General features: G+C 68.8%; 24 protein-coding genes. 10 read left to right on the top strand and 14 right to left on the bottom strand.

Annotation, left to right across the window (positions count from 1 at the left end; genetic code table 11):
- Positions 1–294: 294 nt before the first annotated feature.
- Positions 295–1,860 carry an RNA polymerase sigma factor gene (locus tag AC3A5R_RS18690; protein ID WP_487622271.1) on the bottom strand — a complete coding sequence of 522 codons (1,566 nt, stop codon included), beginning with the start codon at positions 1,858–1,860 and terminating at the stop codon, positions 295–297.
- A 214-nt stretch (positions 1,861–2,074) separates the two neighbouring features.
- Between AC3A5R_RS18690 and AC3A5R_RS18695 the strand changes: the two genes are divergently transcribed.
- Together AC3A5R_RS18695 and AC3A5R_RS18700 are read left to right on the top strand one after the other, a co-directional pair.
- The gene (locus AC3A5R_RS18695; RefSeq protein ID WP_487622272.1) at positions 2,075–2,623 is read left to right on the top strand and encodes an RNA polymerase sigma factor; all 549 of its coding nucleotides are present in this window, start codon (positions 2,075–2,077) and stop codon (positions 2,621–2,623) included.
- Positions 2,616–3,692 (top strand): hypothetical protein, encoded by a 1,077-nt coding sequence (locus tag AC3A5R_RS18700; RefSeq protein ID WP_487622273.1) that lies wholly within the window; start codon positions 2,616–2,618, stop codon positions 3,690–3,692. Before AC3A5R_RS18695 ends, AC3A5R_RS18700 begins: the two co-directional genes overlap by 8 nt.
- A 58-nt stretch (positions 3,693–3,750) precedes the next feature.
- Here AC3A5R_RS18700 and AC3A5R_RS18705 read toward each other — a convergent pair whose 3' ends face one another.
- The 4 genes from AC3A5R_RS18705 to AC3A5R_RS18720 all read right to left on the bottom strand — a co-directional run bounded on the left by AC3A5R_RS18705 (position 3,751) and on the right by AC3A5R_RS18720 (position 7,243).
- Complete coding sequence (locus tag AC3A5R_RS18705; protein WP_487622274.1) at positions 3,751–4,464, bottom strand: GAF and ANTAR domain-containing protein; 714 nt, start codon at positions 4,462–4,464, stop codon at positions 3,751–3,753.
- Between the two features lie 497 nt (positions 4,465–4,961).
- Entirely contained in the window at positions 4,962–5,618 is a 657-nt protein-coding gene (locus AC3A5R_RS18710) for an alpha/beta hydrolase (protein WP_487622275.1), read from the bottom strand.
- Positions 5,619–5,816: 198 nt separating this feature from the next.
- The gene (locus tag AC3A5R_RS18715) at positions 5,817–6,563 is read right to left on the bottom strand and encodes a DUF2182 domain-containing protein (protein ID WP_487622276.1); all 747 of its coding nucleotides are present in this window, start codon (positions 6,561–6,563) and stop codon (positions 5,817–5,819) included.
- Positions 6,564–6,601: 38 nt separating this feature from the next.
- On the bottom strand, positions 6,602–7,243 hold the full coding sequence (locus tag AC3A5R_RS18720; protein ID WP_487622277.1) for a DUF1326 domain-containing protein: 642 nt from the start codon (positions 7,241–7,243) through the stop codon (positions 6,602–6,604).
- Positions 7,244–7,810: 567 nt separating this feature from the next.
- Here AC3A5R_RS18720 and AC3A5R_RS18725 point away from each other — a divergent pair.
- On the top strand, positions 7,811–8,242 hold the full coding sequence (locus AC3A5R_RS18725; protein WP_487622278.1) for an ester cyclase: 432 nt from the start codon (positions 7,811–7,813) through the stop codon (positions 8,240–8,242).
- Between the two features lie 143 nt (positions 8,243–8,385).
- On the opposite strand, the gene AC3A5R_RS18730 is transcribed toward AC3A5R_RS18725, so the two are convergent.
- Positions 8,386–9,477, bottom strand: a complete 1,092-nt coding sequence (locus AC3A5R_RS18730) for a glycosyltransferase (protein ID WP_487622279.1) — start codon at positions 9,475–9,477, stop codon at positions 8,386–8,388.
- Complete coding sequence (locus AC3A5R_RS18735) at positions 9,477–10,067, bottom strand: TetR/AcrR family transcriptional regulator (RefSeq protein ID WP_487622280.1); 591 nt, start codon at positions 10,065–10,067, stop codon at positions 9,477–9,479. The genes AC3A5R_RS18730 and AC3A5R_RS18735 overlap by 1 nt, the downstream gene beginning before the upstream one ends.
- 194 nt (positions 10,068–10,261) lie before the next feature.
- Between AC3A5R_RS18735 and AC3A5R_RS18740 the strand changes: the two genes are divergently transcribed.
- From AC3A5R_RS18740 to AC3A5R_RS18755, 4 genes are all read left to right on the top strand, one after another.
- Entirely contained in the window at positions 10,262–10,606 is a 345-nt protein-coding gene (locus AC3A5R_RS18740; RefSeq protein WP_487622281.1) for an ArsR/SmtB family transcription factor, read from the top strand.
- Between the two features lie 113 nt (positions 10,607–10,719).
- On the top strand, positions 10,720–12,348 hold the full coding sequence (locus AC3A5R_RS18745; RefSeq protein WP_487622282.1) for a SulP family inorganic anion transporter: 1,629 nt from the start codon (positions 10,720–10,722) through the stop codon (positions 12,346–12,348).
- 405 nt (positions 12,349–12,753) lie between these two features.
- Positions 12,754–13,008: a Smr/MutS family protein gene (locus AC3A5R_RS18750; RefSeq protein ID WP_487622283.1), complete on the top strand. Its 255-nt coding sequence runs from the start codon at positions 12,754–12,756 to the stop codon at positions 13,006–13,008.
- 318 nt (positions 13,009–13,326) lie between these two features.
- On the top strand, positions 13,327–14,289 hold the full coding sequence (locus AC3A5R_RS18755) for an alkaline phosphatase family protein (protein ID WP_487622284.1): 963 nt from the start codon (positions 13,327–13,329) through the stop codon (positions 14,287–14,289).
- A gap of 35 nt (positions 14,290–14,324) precedes the next feature.
- Here AC3A5R_RS18755 and AC3A5R_RS18760 read toward each other — a convergent pair whose 3' ends face one another.
- Together AC3A5R_RS18760 and AC3A5R_RS18765 are read right to left on the bottom strand one after the other, a co-directional pair.
- Positions 14,325–14,735 carry an MmcQ/YjbR family DNA-binding protein gene (locus AC3A5R_RS18760; protein ID WP_487622285.1) on the bottom strand — a complete coding sequence of 137 codons (411 nt, stop codon included), beginning with the start codon at positions 14,733–14,735 and terminating at the stop codon, positions 14,325–14,327.
- A gap of 79 nt (positions 14,736–14,814) precedes the next feature.
- Positions 14,815–15,018 carry a hypothetical protein gene (locus AC3A5R_RS18765; RefSeq protein WP_487622286.1) on the bottom strand — a complete coding sequence of 68 codons (204 nt, stop codon included), beginning with the start codon at positions 15,016–15,018 and terminating at the stop codon, positions 14,815–14,817.
- Positions 15,019–15,187: 169 nt separating this feature from the next.
- On the opposite strand from AC3A5R_RS18765, the gene AC3A5R_RS18770 reads away from it, so the two are divergent.
- A complete protein-coding gene (locus tag AC3A5R_RS18770) occupies positions 15,188–15,649 on the top strand; it encodes a hypothetical protein (protein ID WP_487622287.1) in 462 nt (153 codons plus the stop codon).
- A 314-nt stretch (positions 15,650–15,963) separates the two neighbouring features.
- A complete protein-coding gene (locus AC3A5R_RS18775) occupies positions 15,964–16,431 on the top strand; it encodes a cupin domain-containing protein (protein WP_487622288.1) in 468 nt (155 codons plus the stop codon).
- A 293-nt stretch (positions 16,432–16,724) separates the two neighbouring features.
- On the opposite strand, the gene AC3A5R_RS18780 is transcribed toward AC3A5R_RS18775, so the two are convergent.
- Complete coding sequence (locus AC3A5R_RS18780) at positions 16,725–17,003, bottom strand: antibiotic biosynthesis monooxygenase (RefSeq protein ID WP_323095307.1); 279 nt, start codon at positions 17,001–17,003, stop codon at positions 16,725–16,727.
- A 152-nt stretch (positions 17,004–17,155) separates the two neighbouring features.
- On the opposite strand from AC3A5R_RS18780, the gene AC3A5R_RS18785 reads away from it, so the two are divergent.
- Positions 17,156–17,629, top strand: a complete 474-nt coding sequence (locus AC3A5R_RS18785; RefSeq protein ID WP_487622289.1) for an amidohydrolase family protein — start codon at positions 17,156–17,158, stop codon at positions 17,627–17,629.
- Between the two features lie 156 nt (positions 17,630–17,785).
- Here AC3A5R_RS18785 and AC3A5R_RS18790 read toward each other — a convergent pair whose 3' ends face one another.
- The 4 genes from AC3A5R_RS18790 to AC3A5R_RS18805 all read right to left on the bottom strand — a co-directional run bounded on the left by AC3A5R_RS18790 (position 17,786) and on the right by AC3A5R_RS18805 (position 22,132).
- Positions 17,786–18,193 (bottom strand): hypothetical protein, encoded by a 408-nt coding sequence (locus AC3A5R_RS18790; RefSeq protein ID WP_487622290.1) that lies wholly within the window; start codon positions 18,191–18,193, stop codon positions 17,786–17,788.
- Between the two features lie 1,322 nt (positions 18,194–19,515).
- Positions 19,516–20,397, bottom strand: a complete 882-nt coding sequence (locus tag AC3A5R_RS18795) for an NYN domain-containing protein (RefSeq protein WP_487622291.1) — start codon at positions 20,395–20,397, stop codon at positions 19,516–19,518.
- Positions 20,398–20,607: 210 nt separating this feature from the next.
- Complete coding sequence (locus AC3A5R_RS18800; protein WP_487622292.1) at positions 20,608–21,654, bottom strand: glucose 1-dehydrogenase; 1,047 nt, start codon at positions 21,652–21,654, stop codon at positions 20,608–20,610.
- A gap of 70 nt (positions 21,655–21,724) precedes the next feature.
- Positions 21,725–22,132, bottom strand: coding sequence for an aromatic ring-opening dioxygenase LigA (locus AC3A5R_RS18805; RefSeq protein ID WP_487622293.1), 408 nt, complete (start codon positions 22,130–22,132; stop codon positions 21,725–21,727).
- Between the last annotated feature and the right edge of the window lie 9 nt (positions 22,133–22,141).

Raw genomic sequence — 22,141 nt, forward strand, 5'->3', positions numbered from 1 at the left:
GGCGCCGGCTGTTCATCGGCGATCCAACCTTCGTTTGGCGACATCCGGGCGTCGAGCCGCCCTCGATGAAGCGGAGCTTGGTACCCGATGGCCGAGGATGGTGACGACGAGGCCGCCCGCAACAGGCACGCCGAGGGTTCTGTTCTGGGACATGGCCGTTCCTTTCTCACGGAACGTTTCCGTCATGGTGGACGAGCCCCAGGGGCGGCCTGCGGTTGCATGTCATTCGCGACTGCCTCCGTGCGCGATCGATGCCTCGGCGCCGGCAGCCTCAGCGCCGAACCCGGCTCTGGGTCAGAGGGGATGGAGCGGGCCGGGAAGCCCGACCTGGCGGCTCATCAGTAAGAGGTTCTGCCAGTGGGGCGGGAGCAGGAGCCTGGGTCGGGGGTTCACCTCGAGGTACCCCCCGACGTGGGGCATCGGGGTCTCCCGGGCCTGCCAGGTGCGGCCCTCATCGAGGCTGACGACCAGCACGCATGCGTCCAGTCCGATGCTCTGGTAGTAGCCGATCGCGCAGCCGGGGCCGCCCTCGGCCATCGCGACAGCGTCGCTGTCGTCCGGGATGTCCATGGTCGCGAATGCACCGTCGCGCTGCTGGATGACCAGTCGCACGTTTCCGCCGACCCCGGCCAGCGCCCACAGGCCACAGCCTGCTGCGGTGGGTGTGGCCCAGCGGGCATCGGGGACGTCGGGGTGGGCGAGCCGTTCCACCGCCCGGGCCTTCACGTCCAGCGTGCACAGTCCGACCCGGTCCGGGCACTCGATGCTGGGCACCCCGAAGCTGCTCGCAACGGGGCGGTCGCTGACTTTCAGCGGCACCGGTTCGGTCATGGCGGCCGAGACCAGGTAGGGGCCCGGGTGCTGGTGGGCCCAGTACCAGAGCCCGTCACCGACCTCGCGGAACAGGCCGTCGTCGCCATAGGCAGGCTGCTGGCTGGAGCCTGTGACGGCGCCCAACGTGTCGAGGCGGTGGCCGGCGCCGTCGGACACGGTGATGGCCTCGCGTCCGAGGCAGTCATGGTCGGCTCGAGGTATCGCGCAGCGCTTCCACACGGTCAGCCCGACCGACGGGTGGGCCTTGGACTCGAGCTGGGTCACGACGAAAGCATCCGGGTCGGCGACAACCTGCGCCGCGGTCCAGTCGGGCAGGAGCAGCGGCGCAGGCACTGCCGTGCTGGATTGCACCTGGTGCAACCGGCCCAGGCCGGCCACGGCGAGCACCAGGGCGAGCCCGGCGGCGGTGGCGGCGGTGGCACCAACGGCCGCCCTCCGACGCCGAATCTTCCGACGGTGTTCGAGCATGACCGCGAACGGCGGCTGGTCGAGGAACCGCTGCGTGTCGCTGGCGAACCCGGACAAGGCGGCCGAGGGCGGCGTCCCGGTGATCGCGGACAGGCTCGCCAGCTCGGCCCGGGCTCGGGCGACGCGTCCCTTGACGACACCCTCGGGAACGCTGAGCTCGCGCGCGATCCGTGTGACGTTCTGGTGCCCGAGGTAGTGGAGCGCGGCGGTGTTGCGCACCTGAAGGCTGAGCCGATGGAGCGTGTCGATGACCGCGACGTGGTCCTCGGCGGCCTCGGGCCCGAGGTCGATGTTCGCCTCCGCCCGGAACCTGGGCCCGAGGATCCCGGCCAGGCGGGACCATCGCCGGCGACGTCGCAGCAGCGCAAGGCCCAGCGCTCGGAGCCAGGCGTCCTTGTCCGCGGCTTCGGCGAAGTCGGACCGGTGCGCGTCCGCGGCGAGAAAGGTCTCCTGGACGAGGTCTTCGGCGTCGGATCGACTGCCCGTGAGGGCGATGAAGTGCGTCACGAGGGACCGGTAGGACCGCTCGTACACCGCTCGGACAACCTCCTCATCCATGCCATCCACCTACCGATCCCTCGCGTCCCCGCATCCAGCTCCAGTGGCCGCGGTTGCGGCCCATGACTCCCACGAGCCCCCAAGCCGCGCTTCGGTTGCATGCCCAGCCTGGACGGTGCACCCGAGAAGGCCGACGCGCATGCAACCGAAACCGCCGCGGCGGGTTCGTGTGAAGTGGAAGCATCGACAGGGGGACTCGGCAGGTGGTCAGCGCATGGAGGACGACGGCGACGCGGTCCGCGCGGTGTACGACGTGTCCTACCGGCGTCTGGTCACCCAGATGGTGGCGGTGTGCGGCAACCGCCTCGAGGCCGAGGACGTCGTGCAGGAGTCATTCCTGACCGCGCTCACACACCGAGCCGCGTTCGCCGAGGCCGCGAACAAGGAAGCCTGGCTGCGGACCGTGGCCCTCAACCAGATGCGTCATCGATGGCGCCGGGCCCGAGTCGCCCAACGAGTCCTGCCGAAGTTCCGGTCCGAGCTGAGCGTCGACCTCGGCTCGCACGCCCCTGAGGACCATGTCGCACTGGTGCAGGCCCTCGGCCGGCTGAGCATGCCCGTGCGCGTCACGGTTGTGCTGCACTACATCGCCGACCTGAGCGTCGCCCAGATCTCGAGTGAGCTGTCCGTGCCGGAAGGGACCGTCAAGGCGCGGCTCTCACGTGCCCGCGCCCAGATGGCAGACCAGCTCGGCGTGCACGACGCCCACCGCGACGCTCACCACGAGCAGGAGGAGGACCACGAGGAGGCCGACCATGTCTGACCTTCGCAGCTTCGCCCGCGAGACCGAGCGGTCGATCGAGCAGTCCCCCTTCGAGGTCATGATCGCCAGGCAGCGCCACGCGCACCGACGCCGCGCGGCACGTTCGGTGGCGGCCGCCGTCACAGCGGTGCTCGCCCTGGCGCTGGCCATCACCGGCCTGAGCCAGCTGCGGCACAAGGAGGTCCCGGCCGTGCCGGCCCCGCAGCTCCTCGTCCCGAGTTGGAGGGCCGACCAGATCGTCGGCCACCCCGACGCGTTCGTCCTCAAGCAGGTCGAGTCCCACACCGACGCCGGCACGGTGCTCACCGTGTGGAAACGCTGCAAGGTCCACCCGTTGCCCAACCACGTCGACTGCCTCGGCCGGGAAGCCATCGCCGTCGCCGACCGAGCCGGACATCGGCTCATCACGCTCGCGGCGGTCACCGACGCAGGCCAGCTCGGCGGGCAGCCCCAGGGCGGCCTGCTCCGCGAGATCAGTCCGGGCCTCTGGTACTGGGCCCACCAGAACCCGGGCCCCTACCTGCTGTCAGCAACCATGACCCAGCCGGTGCGCCTCGTCGTGCTGTCCCGGCCCGCCAGCACGTTCGGGCTGCCCAGCGTCGAGTGCCCTGACGGGGTTGGCCTGTGCACCCTCGAGCAGAACGCGCAGACCCTGCAGCGGCTCGCGCTCCCCCAGGCGTCCGACGTCCGCTGGACCACCCCCACCGCTCCCGGCTGCGGACTCTGGGGCCTGGCCATGGCCGGCACCAGGCCGCAGCTGCTCATCCAGCAGCGGGACGGCTCCTTCAGCAGCGCCGACATCCCAGCAGGCCCGAACACCATCTCCATGGCCGAAGGCGGACCGAACTGCGAGGTCGCCTACTACCAGAGCGTCACCCCTGACACGGACCAGCTTGTCGTCAGTCTCGACCAGGGCAGGACCTGGCAGACCCGCCAGACGCCCCTGCCCCAAGTAGCCGGCTACTACGAGCACCAGCCCCGCGACCGCTTCCTGCTCCCACCCCAATGGGCGAACCTGCCCCCTATGACCCACCCCCTCGATCCTCCGGGTGCGCTCCAGCCCCTCTGAGCCGACCGAACGAGCGGCGGGACCCCTTGCGACCTGGCGTGACAGGTGCCTGCGGGTCTTAGCGAGCGGCGGACCTGCGGCGGGGCGTCGGTTCCGGGAGTTGTCCGGTCCCCAGGAACTGCTCGGCGACGTCGCGCAGCTTCGTGTTGCTGTCCTGGGAGATGCGCTGCAGCACGCTGAAGGCCGCCGCCGCCTCGAGGTGGTGCCGCTCCATGAGCACACCTACCGCGTTGCCGATCACCTGGCGGGTTTTCAGCGCGTACGTGAGGTGTTCACGTTCGCGCGCCAGGCCGACGACGGCAGCCGTCTGAGCCGCGAAGCCCTGGGCGAGCGTGAGCGTGGCCGCGTCCAGCAGGTGAGGCTCGGTCCAGTAGAGGGACAGGGCACCGAGGGCCCGGTCCTCCCACAGCAGGGGCACGGAGAGCTGGGCGTGCAGGCCTCGTGCGGCCGCGGCTCGCGCGTAGGCGGGCCACCGCGCGTCGCCTGCTATGTCGTCGCTGATGACCGGGAGTCCGGTTGCAACCGCCTCGAAGCCCGGGCCCTCCCCGAGTTCCAGGTGCAGGGCCTGCATCTGTGCGGCGAACGGGTCGGAGACGGCGCAGGTAACCGGCGCGGACGTGTGGTGGACCATCGTGCCCAGGTGGTCGATGTGCGGGATCACCGTGGCTGCGGCCTCCAGCATCGTGCTCATGGCGTGGCCGGGGTCGAGGGCGTCCTCGACGTGGTTCGAGGGGATGCTGCTGGCTGGTTCTGTCGGGCGCGCTTCGGTCATGGGAGGTACCTCCTCAAGGGCAGGCGGTCCCAGATGGCTCGAGGATGCCTTCACGACTCCTCACGCTTTGAGAACCGGCCTCCCCGTGCGGGGTTTCGTGCCGTGCGTCATCGTGCCCAGATTCATTCCAACGTACACGCATCGGCAGCCACCGAAGCAACTGCGAGCCTCCCACTTCGGGCATGCGTCCTGCCGTGGCCGCCAGGTGCTCGCTGCGCTCGAGCGGGAAGGTGCAGCAGCTGCCAGAGTGTTCCGAGAGTGGCCATGGGCCCCTGGTGGGTGACGCGGTGTGTGCAGGCGACTCCAATGCCGAGGTCGAGGCGTCACCCATGCTGCACCGCGGCGTGATCCGGCACCATCTGGGCGTGACGTCCGGAGATGTGCAGGGGTGTTCACCCTTTCGGCATGCTCGCTTCAAGTGGCCACGTGACGCTGGTGTCTGGGCCGTGCAGTGATGTTCGTTGTCGACCGGCTCTGCTGTTGCGCGAGCAGCCGCGTCACCGTCCGAATGCCCACGCCACCATGAGGGGGAGCTCTTGGCGCCAGAAGGCGTCGCCGTGTGAGCCGACTCGCTCCGTCATGAGGACGTCCGCACCCGCGCCCCTGAACGCTGCTGCCCACCGGGAGGCGTTCTCGTGGAAGAACGGCTCCTGGGTTCCGGCGACGAAGTACCCCTTCGGGAGCGGCCCCGGCATCGTCGCCGGTGGTCGGAAGCCCGCCCCCGGGGAGGCGCAGAAGACCGCGCCGTATATCTCTGGGTGCCGTAGTCCCAGGGCGAGTGCCAGCTCGCCACTTGCGGAGACGCCGTACACGGCGGTGCGGGCTGCGGGCACCGCCAGCCCGAACCGCGACTGGGGCCATGCCCGGACATCCTCTACAAAGAACACCTTGTGCGCGGCGAAACGTTCCGGGTCGAAGCCGGGTGAGTACTCGTGCAGCCGCAGCATCTCGTCGCCCGAGCGGTGGACCCCGACGATCAACGTCGGCGGCACCTCGGCCGCCTCGAGGTCTGGGCCCCACTTTGAGAGCAGTTGACCGTCGCCGGCGAATACGACCGTCTCGGGCCGAGCCGGCGGAACGTACACCGTGACCGGCCGACCGCCGTCATAGTCGAGCGTCTCGGTGACGAACTCGCCAGCAGCTATTGGCGCCATCACCCGTCCTCCTGTCGACGGTCATGATCCACCCGTGGCCGCGGGATGGGTCGGCTGGCGGCGAAAGGACTCTGACTGGAGCCCGTCGGCTGGCCCAAGCGGACATCGGAATCAGCGTGGGACCCGCTCCCGCCTCGACGTCAGGGTGAAGTCACAGACTGCAAGTTTCGGCGCGTGGTCACGTGACCCCGCTCTGTGTCATTCCGAGAAGGGCACCAGCAGCTGGTGGGGCAGCCATGAGGGCTGCAGCAGGACTGCTACCGCGAGCAGGACCAGGCCGAGACCAGCGGCACGGCCCACCTCGCGGCCTCGGCGGCCGACCTTCTCGTAGACCATCAACGCGGTCAGCGCACCCATCCAGGCGAGGTGAGCGACACCGGCGGCGAACATCAGCAGCATCAGCGCCCAGCAGCATCCCAAGCAGAAACCACCGTGCCTGACCCCGAGCTCAAAAGCGTGGCGCGGACCCCTGCGGTAGTAGCGCGTCATGAACATCGCGGGATGGCGGCACTTGTCCAGGCATCGGTCCTTGAGGCCCGTGAACTGGAACATCCCGGCGGTGAGGAGCACGGTGCCCGACACCAGCCAGGGTCGCTCCGCCATCCAGGGTGTGGCATCGACGGTGCGATGCACCGCGACATCGGCGATGAACGCCATGGCGCCGAACGCCGTCCAGACCAGCAGGTACCCGACGAGCAGGCCGGCCAGCGCAGTTCCCGGCCGCTCTTGGCCCTGAGCCGCAACCGCGAACATGCGGATGAGGGGCAAGCTCGACGGGAGCATCATCGCCGCCACCATCACCTGCCAGGCCAGCAGGAAGGCCAGCGACCCGACCCACAACGGCGGGCCGTGCTCGATCAGCGCGTCGTGGTGCAGCCGTGCGCCGAACCCGCTGGCCTCAGCGGCGACTGCCGTCGCCCAGGCGGCGATGATCGTGGCCGGCACGACGCGTGGCAGCCGAGCCCCCGTCGCTACCCGCGTGGTCACGACGAGTAGGTGATGTGGTAATCCGCCTGGATCGCGTTGCCCTGCTCGTTGCGCCAGACCATGTCGAACTGGGGCAGATTGACTTCCGCGTGGCTGGCCTTCGAAACGAAGGCTGGTGAGCCCGGGACGGTGGAGAAGAGGGAGTCGCGCAGGGTGGTGATCTTGGTGCCGCTCGGGTCGCGGAACGGCTGCATGTCGGCGCTGCCGAAGTCGCCCAGTCTCAACGTCCCGGCCCCGTCCCGAACCTCGTGGGTGATCGGGATCCGCTCGGCGGTGACCACTTCGCCGACCAGACCCGCCAAGTCCGCCAGCGGACCACCGAGTTTTCCGGAGTACGCGTCGATGATGGCCCGGAACTGCTCGTCGCTTGCCCCGTCGTCGACGTACATCGCGACCTTCCAGCTTCCGGGCTCGAGCACGTTGTTGGGGATGTATACGGCAAGGGCGAGGGACCGTCCGCTGACGTCGATCCCGCGGATCGTCCCCTTGTCGAAGTGGTAGGCGTTCATCGCGGAGCAGGATCCGTTGTCGGGATCCTCACCCACCCAGCACGGGCAGAGCACACCACAGGTGCAGACCTCGAGCAGGGTTCCTTCCAGGTCGTAGACGACCCCTTCAAGCGTCGTTGTCTCAGACATCACTCCTCCTGGCATCTGCGTCGATCCGGACCGATGGGATCCGCCAGGGGACCAGAATGCGCGGGGTCGGCACGCGTCAACGGCATCGCGAACTGGGCAGCGGCGGCCGCGGCGACGGCGGTCCTTGGATGCATGGAGGTTTGCCCGGGCGGGATCGAGGTGACTCTTCCAACGGCGTTCCCGAGGCGCCTCAGTGACGTCAGAGTCACCAACAAACGATTCTTTCACCAAGAACCCGCGCGCGGAAGTAGCACCTTGAGTCGGGAGCCAACGCCCGTGCTTGTGCGGCGAACACCGCTCACCGTCCACCGCCCAGCAACGCCAGGATCCGGCGTCCCACCTCGGCGCGAACCTCCGCCGACGCGGCGCCGCGGTCGGAGGCAATCCCGGTCAGGTTCACACCCTCGCTCGCGCCGCGGACGCGGACGAAGTGGCCGGGCGCGTCAGTGCTACAAGCCCGTCATACCAGGTGCGACGCCGGCACACCGTTGCCGCATGACTCCAGGGTCGCGTGTCCGGAGTCCGCGTAGATTGGCCAGATCATGGATGCGGACGGGGATGATGCCGATGTCCACCGACGACAACAAGCGGGTCGTGGCCGAGTTCGTTCATCGCTGCCAGGACCAGCATGACCTCGCCTACGCCGACGAGGTCTTCCACCCCGGGTTCGTGAACCACTACCGGCCCGAGGGACGGACCATTCCGAGCACGGACCGACCGGCCAGCGGGTTCCAGGCCTTCTACGGGCAGCTGCTGCAGGCTTTTCCGGATGCCCGCATGCAGATCAACGAACAGATCGCCGAGGGCGAGCTGGTGAGTACACGGAAGACCTTGCGCGGTACTCATCGCGGCGAGCTCTGGGGACTGACGCCGACCGGGAACCACGTCGAGTTCGAGTTCATCGACATCTTCCGAATCTCCGAGGGCATGCTCATCGAGCACTGGACCTCCATGGACCTCGGCGCCCTGAAGAGCCAGATGCGTGAGAGGACCGCCTAGAACGACGAACGCCCCGAGCGTGGGGGGGTGGGTTCGTGGGCCGGGAGGGGGCTCTTGCGATTCGCAGGGACGGGGTCTCGGCCTTCTCGTGGGAGGTGGCCGTCACGCGGTCGTCGCGCGCAGTGGGCGGCTGATCCCGTGGCTCAACGTGTGACTCGTTCGCTGAGCAGCTTCTCGATCTGGTCAGCGGCGAGCGAGGCGCCAGGCGTGGCGCGGATCGTCGCGCCGAGTCGGGCTGCTGCCTGCCGATGCGGACCATCCTCGAGCAGGTCCTCGATCGCTGTCCGAATGGCTTGCGGGGAGGAGCGACGGCTGAGAGTGCGTCCCGCGCCGGCGTCCTGGATCGCCCGGCCCACGAGGGGTTGGTCGGTCTTCGGATCCAGCGGCAGCACCAGCAGGGGCCGGTCGTGGGCGAGCGCAGCCATCGTCGTCGCGTGCCCGCCGTGGCCGACGACCAGGCAGACCTCGGGCAGCACCTCCGCGTGGGGCAGCCAGGTGTGGTGCTCCACGTTCGCCGGGATGCGCAGCGCGGTCGCGTCGACGGCCGGGCCGGTGGTCGCCACGACCCGAGCCGGAAGGCCGTCGACTGCGTCGAGCACCCTCTGCCAGGTCGGGACCAGGCTGCGGAAGGCGAAGGTGCTGAGGCTCAGCAGCACAGCGGGCCGGGCTGGTGGCGCGGGGGCGCTCGCCGGCAGGGTGCCGAGGACGGGACCGGTGTGCACGACCGGGCCGGCGCCCGCGTCGAGCTCGCCGAGGGTGGCGGCGAGCACCGGGCGGCCGGCGCCGAGGAGCGACAGCGCCCGAGCCCCGCGCAGTCGCAGCAGCAGTCCCATCGGGCCCCGTGCGGCGCGTCGGAAGTAGCTGTCGAAGGAGTGTTCCAGCACGACGTACTCCCGGCCGGCGCGCCGCAGCGCCTCCATGACGCCGAAGAGCAGGCAGTCCACCAGCACGACATCCGCGGGTTGGCTGGTCAACGAGTCCACGACGTCCCGGCCCATGCTGCGGTCGGCGAACACGCCGAGCAGCGCAGCAGTCCCGGACGGCGCCGTGGAGGTGAAGGGCCGGGCGTGGCCGAACGCTTCGAAGGGCACTCGAGCGTCGGCAAACACGTCGGCCTGGCTTCGGTGGCCCATGAACCGCACGTGGTGTCCGCGCGCGGTCAGCTCTGCGGCGATGCCGAGGGCTGGCGGGACGTTGCCACCGCCGTCCCAGGTGACAACCAGGATCTCGCTCATCAATCGTCTCCCGTCTGTGAACTGTGCTCGCCATCGAGTGGTGCTGGGCCCGACGCGAGGACGGCGTCGACCAGGGCGCGCATGCGCCGTTCGGTGAGGGCCCGGCCGTGACCGCGGTCCAGTCGCAGCAGCTTCCACGTGTAGACATCGGTCGCCACCACCAGCAGGTCGAGGACGGCTTCGTCATCGGTGGCAGGAGAGAAGGCGTCGCGAACCCAGCCACGGTGCATCGCCTTGCCGTGCTCCGTCGCCTTCCGCGCCACGTCGTCGTGTCCTTCCTGCGCCAGCAGCAGCAACGCCACGCGGCCGCGCCGCTCGTAGTGCTCGACCACGGTCCGGACGGCCGCACCAACGTCACCGGCCGGCGTCCGCCGCTCGTCCTCCACCGCGGACATCGCGGCGTCCATCGCCGTCGCGAACAGCGAGTCCCGACTACCGAACCGGCGCAGCACGGTCTGCACGCTGACCCCCGCGCCCGCCGCGATGTCGTCCAGAGAGATCTCGGCGAAGGGCCGCTCGCCGGCGAGGGCGACCAGCGAGCGGACGACCCGTCGCTTCGTCTCCTCGACCGCCTCGGCCCGGGCGCCCATCGTGTACTTCCGCTTTGTTTTCATGGCAACAGTAGTTCACATGAAAATGTTCATTGGTGTCAACACTCATTCGCACGAAAGATGTGGAGGGCCGGCACGTGCCGAGGGACGAGTCTCCAACGTCGGCGCCGGAGGGGTATGGTGTGAAGCGTTGCAAAGTTCTTCAACTGCGAAACTCGACAGGTGGTGGGTCGGTGTCAGTACCGCTCTATCAGGCGAAGGCGGAGCTCTTCCGCACCTTGGGGCACCCGGCCCGCATCCGGATTCTGGAGCTGCTCAGCCAGCGTGAGCACGCCGTCCACGAGCTGCTCGCGCAGATCGGGATCGAGCCGAGCAACCTCTCCCAGCAGCTGGCGGTGCTGCGCCGGGCGTCGCTCGTGATCTCTCGCCGTGCGGACGGCGATGTGCTGTATGCCCTGTCCGTACCAGAGGTGCGTGAGATGCTGCTCGCTGCCCGGCAGGTGATGGGCGGCATCGCCGCCGCCCAGTCGCAGGTCGAGGCGGCGTTGGCCCTCGAAGCTGACCACGCCCAGTGGTGAGGGCATCGGTGGAAGTGGCACGGACGTCGACGGGAGCAGCCCTCAGGTCCGGCTGGTCCGAGGGCCGAATCCGGCTGCAGCAGCTGCTGCCGCGTCGGGCGGACTGGGCAGCGATGCGCAGACAGCCACGACGGGACGTGCTCGCTGGCGTCACCGTGGGCCTCGTGGCGCTCCCGCTGGCCCTCGGTTTCGGTGCCAGCTCCGGCATGGGCGCGGGCGCGGGGCTCATCACCGCGATTGTCGCCGGCACCGTCGCTGCACTCTTCGGAGGCAGTCACGTTCAGGTGAGCGGCCCCACCGGAGCGATGACGGTCGTCCTGGCCCCGATCATCGGCAGATATGGCACGCAGGCCGTGCTGGCTGTCGGCCTGCTGGCAGGTTTGATCTTGGTGGGTCTTGCGTTCGTGCGGGCTGGGCGGTTCATCCGCTATGTCCCCGTCCCAGTGGTTGAGGGCTTCACGATCGGCATCGCGGTCATCATCGGCTTGCAGCAGCTGCCCTCGGCGCTCGGGGTGCATGTGCACGCGGACAAGGTGCTGGCTCTCGCGGGGGCGGCGCTGTCGGCCGGGCTCGCTGCGCCGCTGTGGTCCTCGCTCGGGATCGCAACCTCGGCTGCTGCGCTGATCCTGATCGGCGCCCGGCTGCGTTCAGGCGTGCCCTTCTCCCTCATCTCCGTCGTTGTCGCAACGGTGCTCAACGGTGTCCTGCACCTGGGTGCGGAGCCGATCGGCGCGATCCCCTCCACCATCCCGGCGCCGGGCCTGCCGTCCTTCGATCACTGGGACTCACTGGTGCTACCCGCCGTGGCCGTCGCGGCGTTGGCGGCGCTGGAGAGCCTGTTGTCCGCCTCCGTGGCCGACGGCATGACTGTCAACCAGCGTCACGACTCCAACCGGGAGCTCTTCGGCCAAGGCCTGGCCAACCTGGCCTCACCCGTCCTCGGGGGCATGCCGGCCACGGCGGCGATCGCCCGCACCGCGGTCAACGTCCGCACCGGCGCGGCCTCGCGGGCAGCAGCTGTGACCCACGCGGTCCTCCTGCTGGTGATCGTGCTGGTCGCGGCCCGCTGGGTCTCGATGATTCCGCTGGCCGCACTGGCGGGCGTGCTGATCGCGACGGCGGTCCAGATGGTGAAGGTCTCCAGCGTCCGGGCGCTGCTGCGGGCCACCCGCGGTGACGCCATCGTCCTGATGGTCACGGCGGTTGCCACCGTCGTCTTCGATCTGGTCACGGCCGTCATCCTCGGGCTCGTCGTGGCGGGAGCCTTCGCCCTGCGCGAGGCCGCCCGGGGCGCGAAGCTCGAGGAAGTGCCCCTCGAGGATGAGCGCCACCTTCATGAGGAGCTGGCGCTGCTGGACGAGCACATCGTCGCCTACCGGCTGGAAGGGCCCCTCTTCTTCGCTGCCGCTCACGACTTCCTGCTGGAGCTTTCGGAGATCAGTGACGTGCGGGTGGTGGTCCTGCGCATGTCCCGGCTCAGCGCGATCGACGCGACGGGCGCCGCGGTCCTGGCCGACACCATCCGCCGGCTCGAGTCTCGCGGTGTCACGGTCATGCTCTCCGGCGTGCACCCAAGCCACCAGAAGGTGCTGCACCGGCTCGGCGTCTACGAACAGCTCGCCCACGAGCGCCACCTCTTCGCCACCACACCCGAGGCCATCACCCACGCGCGCATCCACGCAGCCCGACGCGAGAGCCCCGAACACCACCCGCCGGCACGCACGGCATCAGACCCGCGGTGAGGTGGGCATCCGCGGTGAGGTGGGCATCCGCTGCGAAGTGCCGCGAGCGCTCTACGCCTCTTCAGGGTCTGTCACCTGTCAGGGTCGTCATCTACCGGAACGGCCGATGACCCGAAGGCCCTGGATCAGTCCGACTCGGGGCCCAGGGCCGCTGGTTGAAACGCCTCAGCAGGACCTCCCCATGCCGGTTCAGTTCCACAGTCGTCAGCGTGGCGTTGTCCACGGGCAGGCGCAGCCAGGTGTCCCACCGGGCCGCCGAAGGCGTGGGCAACCACCCACCCCACGACGAACGCGTGCGTCACGACGGCGATCGATGAGTGCTCACTCATGTTCTGCCAGGTCTTCCTCGTACTGCTGGAGCACGGATGCTCGGCGCTGCCGACGCGATGGGAGGAGGATCGCGGCATGAAGCTCAAGCTCGACCTGCACGACATCTACAACCGCGGGGACGAGATCGAGCGAGCGCTCGAGGCGATCATCGACGAGGCCATCGAGAAGAAGGCGCCCTTGGTGGAGATCATCCCGGGGAAAGGCTCTGGTCAGCTCAAGAAGCGGGTTCTGCGCTTCCTGGATCGCAAGGACATCAAGGCCCTCTACCACCGGGTGGAGAAGGACTCCAACAACTTCGGTCGCGTCTTCGTGCACTTCAAGTGGAGGTAGGCAGAGATGGTGGGCCGCGGCCTCGAGCGCGCTGTCGCAGAGGTTCATCTGCAGGACGCGCACCGTGTCGCCGCCGCGCCCGAACGTCGGCTGGCTCCCTCCGGTCGGGTCGCTCGCCGCCCGGCCGGTGCAGCCGGCGAGTCAGCCAACGTTGAACGCCACCAAGCAGGTTGCAGCGGCAACACTCGGCGGTCCGCGGCCCAGCCGAACGCGCATACGCCGATCGAACCCGCAGCTGCGGGGCATGCAATCGACAGCCGGCAGTGACGCCCCGGAGGTACTGTCGGCCCGCAGGCCGCTTTGGACCGTGGAGGACGCGTGTCGAACAAGGTGCTCGGGTTGGTGATCGCCACCGCGCTGGCCGTCCTGAGCGGCTGCGCAGCGGCCGAGCCGCCCGCGCCGTCCGCGCCGTCCGCGCCGTCCGCGCCGTCCGCGCCGTCCGCGCCGTCCGCGCCGTCCGCGCCGTCCGCGCCGGCCACCTTCGCCTCGACGCAGCCGGCGAAGGTGGCGAAGCTGCTCGTGTTCGTCGTCGAGAACCATTCGCTCGACCAGATGCAGGCAGACATGCCCTACACGGCAGCGCTGGGCAAGAAGTTCGCCCTTGCGACCGACTACCGGGCCGTGACGCACCCCTCGCTGCCCAACTACCTGGCGATGACGGGCGGCAGCACGTTCGGCGTCGCCGATGACGGCCCGCCTTCCACCCACCCGATCGACCAACCGTCGGTGTTCGGCCAGGCGCTGTCGCTGGGCCGGACGGCGAAGCTGTACGCGGAGGGGATGCCCGAGAACTGCGCCACGCAGAACTCCGGCCGCTATGCCGTGAAGCACAACCCATGGGCCTACCACGTGGCCGAGCGTGCCTCCTGCGCCCGTTTCGACGTGCCGATCGACGAGCTGAGCGCAGACGTCACACAGGGTCAGCTACCCGACGCCGGCATGGTGATCCCCGACCTGTGCAACGACGCCCACGACTGCGACCTCGCGGCCGCGGACCAGTGGCTCCGAACCCACATCGAGGCGGTGATGGCCGGACCGGACTGGCACAAGGGCGAGCTCGCGATCGTGGTGACCGCCGACGAGGACGATCACCGGCAGGACAATCTCGTCCTGACGGCCGTGGCCCACCCGTCCCTGCACGGCGCCGTCGTCACGACGCCGCTGACCCACTACTCGCTGGCGCGCCTCTACAGCGAGGTCCTCGGTGCCCAGCCGCTCGGCGAGGCCGCCTCCGCCCCCTCGATGGCCACCGCGTTCGGACTGCACCTCGCGGCCGGTTGACCTGATCCGTCGGCCCCACGGGGAGCCGTGCCCGGTCAGGCGTCGAGGCGACGCCTCAGCATCAGGGGCGCGCAGAACCGGTAGCTCTCGGTCACCAGTTCTCTGACCTCGTCCCAGTCGGTGTCGTCGTCGAGCACCATGCCGACGACGGTGGGCGACCACGGCGGCCGGTAGAAGGGCGGGCCGGCGTTCAGGAGGGCCAGCAGCTCGTCGCCCGACGCGCGGAAGGTCAGCACCGTCGTCGGCTCGGTCACGCCGGTCACATCGCGGTACGCCGACGTGTACCCCTCCTGGGCGACAAGCACGTGCGCGAAGGTCTTGGCCCGGACCCGCCACCGGACGCCGGCCCACGCGTCCTCCTCGTACGCGTCGGGCAGCGCCAGCGCCGTCGACGCGATCCGCGCGACGACGTCGCCTGAGGGCTCGATGCGCGACGGCCTGGCCACGGCGCGAGTCTGCCAGCGCCCGCCGACAGGTCGTCGCCCTCGGTGCGAGGACTGAGCTGCTGTGTGTGCGTTCGCCGAGCTAGAAGCCCAGCTTGTCGCCGATGCCGCCGAGCCCTCCGGCGCCACCGAGCAGCTCCTGCGGGTCGATGCCGAGGCGGCCCAGCAGGTCTGCGTGCTGATCGGTGTCGACCTGGTCCGGGAGCTGCCCTTCGGCCTGCTGAGCCTTGTCCTGCTCGCCGCGGGTCTTGAGGAACTCGATGATCTGCTGCTTGTCGATCTGCATCGTCATCTCCTTCGGTGTACCGCTCGATGCGGTCCCAGTGGGGGTGCCCGTACCCACTGACGCGACTCGCAACGGCCCCCGCCGATGATCGACGCGACGATCCGCTGGTTGTGACCGCGTCGCTGCGCTTCTCGGTCTAGCGTGCCCTCAGGCACAGGGGGACCGGCTGGTGGCGCGCGACCTGCAGGGCGCAGTGCTCGCCAGCCGTGAGGGCGCCTGCGGCTCGGACACCTGGCTCATCACCAAGCCCGGGCTCCCGGAAGCGCCCCGCTACCAGCCCGAGCCGGTGGCTGCCGACCGCGTCGAGGCCCGTCTCGTCGTAGCCGGCTACTCGGCGGACGATCTCCTTGTCGCGTGGTGGCGGGCGCTGCCGCGCAGCCTCGAGCGGGCCGCTGCGGCGGGCGCGGCAACGGGGGTGAGGGTGCACGGGCCGTTCGTCGAGAAGGACGACCTGGTGCTGTACCTGCGAGGGCCGGATGCCGAAACCGTCCTCGAGCTGGCCCGCGAGGTGTTGCGGCCCGCGCCCGGGCCGGTGGAGGCGTTCGTCAGCGCCCCGGGCCAGCCCGCCCCGGACACCGGAACACCGATCCTGCTCCAGCCGACGAGCACACCGTCCACCTCCACGCGCTGAGAGACGAAGCGGTCAGCCACCCGGTCAGACGTTCGCTGCGCGTGCCCGAGGGAGCCGACCGCGGCGATGTGACGCGCGGCAGGCACCGGGCTTCGTTGGTGTTGGCCGGGACGGCCGCGGCACCCTCGCGTCAGTAGACGTGAGTGGCTCAGACACCTTCCCGCACGATGACCACTCAGCCACCTGCCGAACCCACCTGCCGAACCACGGCGTGTGAGGCACCGTGACCACCGGTCCTGAAGGCCCTTGCTCTGGGAGCTCGTGTGGGAGAAGAGTGGCGCTACCTGCTGCGCGCAGTGAAGGGATGAGTTCACATGCCCGCTCGCTCCGTTTCTTGGGATACCGGGACACAGATCCCCAACAGCGTCTTCCGCCACCTGATCACCGGCGAGGACACGCAGGGACGCTTCTCCGCGCAGTCTGCGGTCCTGGCCCCGCGAGCACTGGTGATGCCGCACAGTCATCAGAACGAGGACGAGTTCACCTTCGTGTATCGCGGAAGGATCGGCGGCCTGGTCGGTGAGGATGAGACCGAAGTCGAAGAGGGGGGCTTCCTCTTCAAGCCTCGCGGGGCGGTGCACGCCCTCTGGAACGCCACCGATCACCCTGCGGTAGTCGTCGAGCTGATCAGCCCTGCCGGCTTCGAGCACTTCTTCGAGGAGATGGGCGCACTCGCGCACGCCAACCCTGAGGCAATGCAGGAGATCGCGCAACGGTACGGGCAGCGGCCCTACCCCGATCTGGTCGACCGTCTGCAGGAGCGGCACCACGTACGCCTCTGACGACCTCCGGTCGCCGGCACAGGCGCGCCCTCGATCGCCGCGTTGAGGGGGTTGTATACCAGCTCGGGCATCCGCGCAACCCGACGCCGCTTGGTGGCGCCACTGCAGTCGGCTGGCGGCGATGTGACGCACGCGCTGAAGCCACGTGAGCCGGCTCGGCGGTGCCGCTGCCGATGGAGGTGGCAGGTGGGTCCAGTCGCTCTCTGCTGTGAAACCCGATGCCGAAATCGCCACGACAGTGTTCGGCCGTCATGCCTGCACTTACCTGCGGCTCGACCTCCATCAGCGGGTCGTCAGCTCCCCGGCACGGCCGCCAGGAGGTCGATGTACTCGATGGTGGGTGGCGGTGCACCGGGCGGCATGTTAGGAAGGACGACCTTCTCGACCCAGTCCTCGTGGGCTTCGCGTGACTCCCACACCTCGATGACGCGGTACCCGCTGTCCGCCGCGCCACTGGCGTGGCTGACGAACCCGGGGTACCTCGCGAGCGCGTCCACGACTCCGGCGGTGCGCATCGCATCGAAGAACGTGGCGTCGGCGCCAGCAATCTCCGCGATCATGATGACCGACATGTGTCCTCCTACTTGTGGATCGGGGTGGCCCGGTCCACCCAAACCTGGCCGAGCACACGCGAAGTCCTTTGACTGGGACTGGGCACCTTGAGTGTCATGCCGGCCAGCGGTGAGCACATCACTCGATCGAGTGATAGGGACGATCGCGCATCATGCCGGCTGCGCCGCCGCCCGTGCGTCCTCGGGCCGACCGCCCTCTCCCTTCCCCGGACGGTCGGCTCCTGAAGAAGGACGGGCAGCAGCTGCTGCCTGAGCCGGTTCCGCGAGCATGGCTCCGCGTCATCACCGGAGTCGACTCGGGGATGGCGCCGGCCAAGCAGCACGGCAACGTGTGGCGCGTCGTGAGTGAAATGGTCCAGGCCGGGTACTCGCCCGCCGGTGCGCTGGCTGCCGCGACCTCCGTCACGGCGGATGCCTGCGGCCTCTGCGGAGTGACCGGCCGACTCGCGAAGGGTCATGCCGCTGACGTTCTCGTCGTTGACGGTGACCTCTCACGAGATGTGTCCGCCCTGAGCCGTCCGGTCGCCGTCCTCATCGCGGGAGTCCAGGTCCGGACCCAAGTGGAGACGGGCAAGCCATCGGAAAGCTCAAAGGGCCCTCGGTCCCCGACAAGGAGCGAGCCGTAGGGCTTGGCAGGACGCCTGCCAGTCACAGATCGCGTCGATGAGCGTGGGGCTCGACGGGGCGGCCACGCGGCCGCGTCAGCAGATAGCCGGACACATTCATGGGTGCGAGCCGCCCGCTGGATCAGTGAAGATCGGTCGAGAGCACTCCGCGTCGAGTCACACCGGGGGGTGCTGGCCCCTCCTTGAGCGCCGCACTGCGGACACCAGCACGAGTAGCACGGCAGCCGCGAACCACAGCACCATGGTCACGCCCTCGATCCACCGGGTCGGCTGGTCGATGCGGGCGTCCGCCGGCGCGTCTTGGTAGAAGTAGACACTGACCTTCGAGCCATCGGCCCCCGTCGGATATCGAGTGTCGTCCTGCGTGTAGTCGCGTCCATCAACTCTGTAGTAAACGATTCCTTCTTCCACAGTGCCTGTCACGTGGTCACCCGTGAAGTAAACCCAGTTGGGCGACTGGGCCTCGATACTGACGAACAGAACCCCTAGAACGAGCAAAGCCATCGCTCCCAAAGTCGAGCGCAGGGCCAGCCAGTCTCTGAACGCATGCACATCACGCTTCATGCGCCGTTCCCTTCGGCTTGTCGTGCAGGCTGTGTGGCGTGCTAGCACCGCCGATCGCCAGGGTCACTGGAAGTCCTGTTGTTGCAGGCAACCGTGCGGCGCCTCCCTCAACGGTCCACCTGCTCGGCTGAGATGTCTCGCGTTCGGAGGGCATTGGTGCACCGTGGTCGGGGGCGGTCATCTCCCCACCACCATGCGGCCGCGAGAGCTCTCCGGAGGCGTAACGGACTTCCATTCGCACATGCCCCTCGTCGGACGACGCCCCTTCATGTCGCATGTGGCGCGAGCGGCAGGCGGCGCTGTGACTCCACCCGGATGTCGTTGGAGACACGATGAGGCATGGAAAAGAGTCGCCTGCGGCAGACCTTTGCCGACCTGGTCAAGGAACCCACGTGGTCTGAGACCGATGCCTCTCGCACGGGTCAGCACGCGCCCAGGCCTGGCGGCTTCAACGCAGCTGGCGAGTTCTTCGACTTGGACGGTAAGCGCCTTCACCTCGTGTCCGAGGACGTGACAGAAGCCGAAGCACTGTCACTGCTTCAAGCAGGGGCTGGCGTCGTCATCGAGACTTGTGGGTGCGGCGGGTCGCACGGCGACTGCACACCGCAGTGGGTTCCCGATGGGCAGCTTCACGACCTGAAACGAACGGGGCCGCGATTCACGGGACCCCATGGCGCCCCGTCGTGGCTCGATGTCTGGGCTGGTGCCGGGCGCACGGTCGTATTTGCGCATGGCGACGTGGCCTGGGGCTCCGCGCTCGCCTGATCAACGTCAATTCCCAACGGCGAATCGGTCGTCTGGCGGCGGAGTGACGCTGGCCCAGATTGCGCGCCCACCGTCAGCGAGTTCCGCCCTGCGCCTCCTTGCTCCTGAAGGGCGCTGGCCTGCCGATCGCAGCCTCATCAATAAACTCAGGGGCGACGCCGATCGAACTGAACAATCGAGCGCCGCAAAAACCTGATCGAAAGGACCGCCGATGCCGACCTGCTCCACGTGTCACACCGACTACGACGCGGCCGACGACGCCGACGTTCTATACCATTCAGAGCCGATCCACGGCTGCGACTGTAAACGATGCGACGGGAAGCCCAGGTGCTACGCATGCGGCAGTTCCTTCTGCTTCTGTGAGCCACACTGAGCAGGCTGTTCACCGAGCCGAGGACGAACGCGCTGCACTGATCGTGCCGCGAAGCGGCTGCTGCGCGAACCCACTTCCCTCAGTGATGGCGGGAGCAGACTTGCGAGTCTCTGCCACCGAGGCCCGCGGTGTTATGCGGCAATGTGAGGCAACCTGAGTCAGCCGCCGTTGCTTGGCCCGCAGCTCAGGCCAGCCGAAGGCTCAACTGGCCGTTGGCGTGTTGTTTGGTCTCCACCTTGTCGCTCCGGGACTCCACGAACGCTCGGAAGCTTGTGAACCCAAGCGACTTCTCGGTGAAGGCCGGATCCATTCGCTGCATCTGGCTCTTCACCCCTGCCGCGTAGACCCAGTCGTCATCGCCCTTTTGCAGCCCGACCCGAATGGCGCGGACGAGCAGGTTGGTCGCCTCCTCTGCTGAGGGGTCCGCAGACGTAAATTTCCGAGAGGTCTTCTTCGCGGTGGCCTTCTTGGCTGGTGCCGCGGTCTCGACCGGCTTGGCCGCCGGCGGCGGAGTGACTCCTGGCAGGTGGGCGTAGTCGATGAACTCGTTGCAGGCTGACACAAGCGCCTTGCTGGTCGATCCGGCGACGCCGATGCCGACCACGTATCGACCGAGTTGCTTGCAGCTTTGCGCGAGGGGGACGTAGTCGGAGTCTCCTGCGACAAGGACCACGTGGGTGATCTCGGGGTGGCGCATGAGGTCTTCGACGGCATCGACGGCGAGCCGGATGTCGGCTCCGTTCTTAACGCCGGAGGCGGTGAACAGCTGCACGAGGTGGAGGGCTCGGCCCATCAGCTCGTCCTTGTATGCCGCGTTGGCGGGCACCGACCAGTCTGCGTAGGCCCGGCTCAGCGACACGCTGCCGAAGGAGGCCGCATAGTCGATGATCGCCCCTATGTCGACGCGGGCCGCGGCCAGCTTCGCGTCGAGCGGGTCCTTCGACGTTGTAGACCATGCGTGCTTGCGGGGATCGTCATGTCGCCACGCCTGCTTGCCGTGGATGTCGTCGTAACGGGAGATGACCACGTTGTCGAAGTCGATGTAGACCGATACCCGTTCGCTCATGGCGCGAGCCTACGACCGGCTGTCGGCGGTCGCCCTCATGCGATCGGACCCGACGCGCCCAGGATTTCCGCACCGACGCGCGGACGCCGCGTTTGGGCTGGCCGGTGGGGCGGATGCCCTCAGCGCACGGTCTTGACGCGGCGATGTGAGGCTGGCATCAAGAACGCGTGCCTTCCCTCGGTGCCTCAGGTGGCCACGCGAAATGCGCTGTCATGGCTGCGCGAATTCCATGATGACTTTGATGTCCTCGGCCTCGCCGGCCAGCGCCCGGTGGACATCGGCAGGCTGTACGCGGCGGGTGACGAGCTGCTCCAGCCAGGCCTGGTCAGCTCGAGCCAGCACCCTGGCGGCTCGGTAGTAGTGCCGACGGTTGGCGTTGACCGAGCCGAAGACCACCAGGTTCTTGAGCACCGCGTCCTTGGCGAGCAGGGCGGCTGTGCTGGCGGTCGGTGTCTCGGGCGACCCGATGCCGGTGAGGCACACGATGCCGCCGGGTGCCACGGCGTCGGCAGCCTGGACGATGAGTGGCACGACGCCGGTGCACTCGATGACGATGTCAGGCTGCAGTCCCAGCTCGGCCACCGAACCCACGTGATAGACGGCGCCCAGCTGCTCGACCAGCCCGGGTTTCGGGCCGGTCGTAACCCGGTCGAGCACGTGCACCTCCCTGCCCAGCTGCGCGCCGATCAGGGCGGCCAGCAGCCCGATCGGGCCTGCTCCGACGATCAGCACGACCTGGGGATCCCAGAAGGTGCGCTGTCCGATCGAGAGGATGTGCTGCCAAGCCTTGGTCACGACCGTGGCCGGTTCGAGGAGCACCCCCAGGGCGCCGAGTCGTCTGTCGACGCGGACCAGGTACTCCGGCTCGCTCCTCCAGCGCTCGGCCATGAAGCCGTGCGCCTGCTTGATGCCGCGTTCGGTGTAGAGCCCGTTGGAGCACATGTCCCATTCGCCGACGGCACAGCTCGGGCAGGGCATCGGGTCAGGACGCCGGACGATGCCCACGACGTGCTCTCCGACGGCCAGTCGCGTCGGACCCGGGTCCAGCACCCTGCCCAGGGACTCGTGCCCCAGGATCAGCCGATCCTCACCTGGTGGCGCCCACCCGTACGTGCCGTTGGCGATCTCAGCATCGGTCCCGCACACACCCACCGCCAGCGCTTCGACGAGCACCGGCCCGACGTCAACCGCCGGGTCCGGCACGTCCTTCAGGGCGGCGGACCCCGCGACGCCCGGAATCACCGTCACCGCCTGCATGACCAGCCCCCTCTCACCGCCAGACAGCGCGCACCGCGACGCGGGCTGCTGCGCCTCCGACTGACTCGGGTCAGACGACGTCGGCGCGTCGGGCAACCCGCCTCAAGGCAATCCCGGTGAGGATGAACCCGACGCCCAGCGCCGCGGCCATGAGCGCCACACCGAAGGCGACGACGGACGTGAAGAGCGAGGCGCGCAGGAACGAAGCGGTCATCACCGTCGAGCGTTTCGGGTCCGACTGGTCGAGCTCGGCGTAGGTCTTCCCGCCGGACGCCTCCATCGCATGTTTCTGGATCACCTCCGCCTCGGCGTAGGCCTCCCAGGGGGTGTCCACGGTGGCGCCCGCGAAGCGGGCCGCGTCCTCCGAGACCGTGATCTTCTCGGCGCCGAGCTCGTTCCCGACCGCGACCCAGGTGACCACGCCGGCAACGGCGAGAATCGCGCCGAAGACGATCAGGAGCAGGCCGATGACGGCCACGCCCCGCAG

Source organism: Intrasporangium sp. Soil_C_50 (assembly GCF_057656595.1).

Coding starts and splice junctions, on each gene's coding strand:
- AC3A5R_RS18690 (WP_487622271.1), bottom strand. CDS start 1,860: ATGGATGAGGAGGTTGTCCGAGCGGTGTACGAGCGGTCCTACCGGTCC.
- AC3A5R_RS18695 (WP_487622272.1), top strand. CDS start 2,075: ATGGAGGACGACGGCGACGCGGTCCGCGCGGTGTACGACGTGTCCTAC.
- AC3A5R_RS18700 (WP_487622273.1), top strand. CDS start 2,616: ATGTCTGACCTTCGCAGCTTCGCCCGCGAGACCGAGCGGTCGATCGAG.
- AC3A5R_RS18705 (WP_487622274.1), bottom strand. CDS start 4,464: ATGACCGAAGCGCGCCCGACAGAACCAGCCAGCAGCATCCCCTCGAAC.
- AC3A5R_RS18710 (WP_487622275.1), bottom strand. CDS start 5,618: ATGGCGCCAATAGCTGCTGGCGAGTTCGTCACCGAGACGCTCGACTAT.
- AC3A5R_RS18720 (WP_487622277.1), bottom strand. CDS start 7,243: ATGTCTGAGACAACGACGCTTGAAGGGGTCGTCTACGACCTGGAAGGA.
- AC3A5R_RS18725 (WP_487622278.1), top strand. CDS start 7,811: ATGTCCACCGACGACAACAAGCGGGTCGTGGCCGAGTTCGTTCATCGC.
- AC3A5R_RS18730 (WP_487622279.1), bottom strand. CDS start 9,477: ATGAGCGAGATCCTGGTTGTCACCTGGGACGGCGGTGGCAACGTCCCG.
- AC3A5R_RS18735 (WP_487622280.1), bottom strand. CDS start 10,067: ATGGGCGCCCGGGCCGAGGCGGTCGAGGAGACGAAGCGACGGGTCGTC.
- AC3A5R_RS18745 (WP_487622282.1), top strand. CDS start 10,720: ATGCGCAGACAGCCACGACGGGACGTGCTCGCTGGCGTCACCGTGGGC.
- AC3A5R_RS18750 (WP_487622283.1), top strand. CDS start 12,754: ATGAAGCTCAAGCTCGACCTGCACGACATCTACAACCGCGGGGACGAG.
- AC3A5R_RS18765 (WP_487622286.1), bottom strand. CDS start 15,018: ATGCAGATCGACAAGCAGCAGATCATCGAGTTCCTCAAGACCCGCGGC.
- AC3A5R_RS18775 (WP_487622288.1), top strand. CDS start 15,964: ATGCCCGCTCGCTCCGTTTCTTGGGATACCGGGACACAGATCCCCAAC.
- AC3A5R_RS18780 (WP_323095307.1), bottom strand. CDS start 17,003: ATGTCGGTCATCATGATCGCGGAGATTGCTGGCGCCGACGCCACGTTC.
- AC3A5R_RS18785 (WP_487622289.1), top strand. CDS start 17,156: ATGCCGGCTGCGCCGCCGCCCGTGCGTCCTCGGGCCGACCGCCCTCTC.
- AC3A5R_RS18790 (WP_487622290.1), bottom strand. CDS start 18,193: ATGAAGCGTGATGTGCATGCGTTCAGAGACTGGCTGGCCCTGCGCTCG.
- AC3A5R_RS18795 (WP_487622291.1), bottom strand. CDS start 20,397: ATGAGCGAACGGGTATCGGTCTACATCGACTTCGACAACGTGGTCATC.
- AC3A5R_RS18800 (WP_487622292.1), bottom strand. CDS start 21,654: ATGCAGGCGGTGACGGTGATTCCGGGCGTCGCGGGGTCCGCCGCCCTG.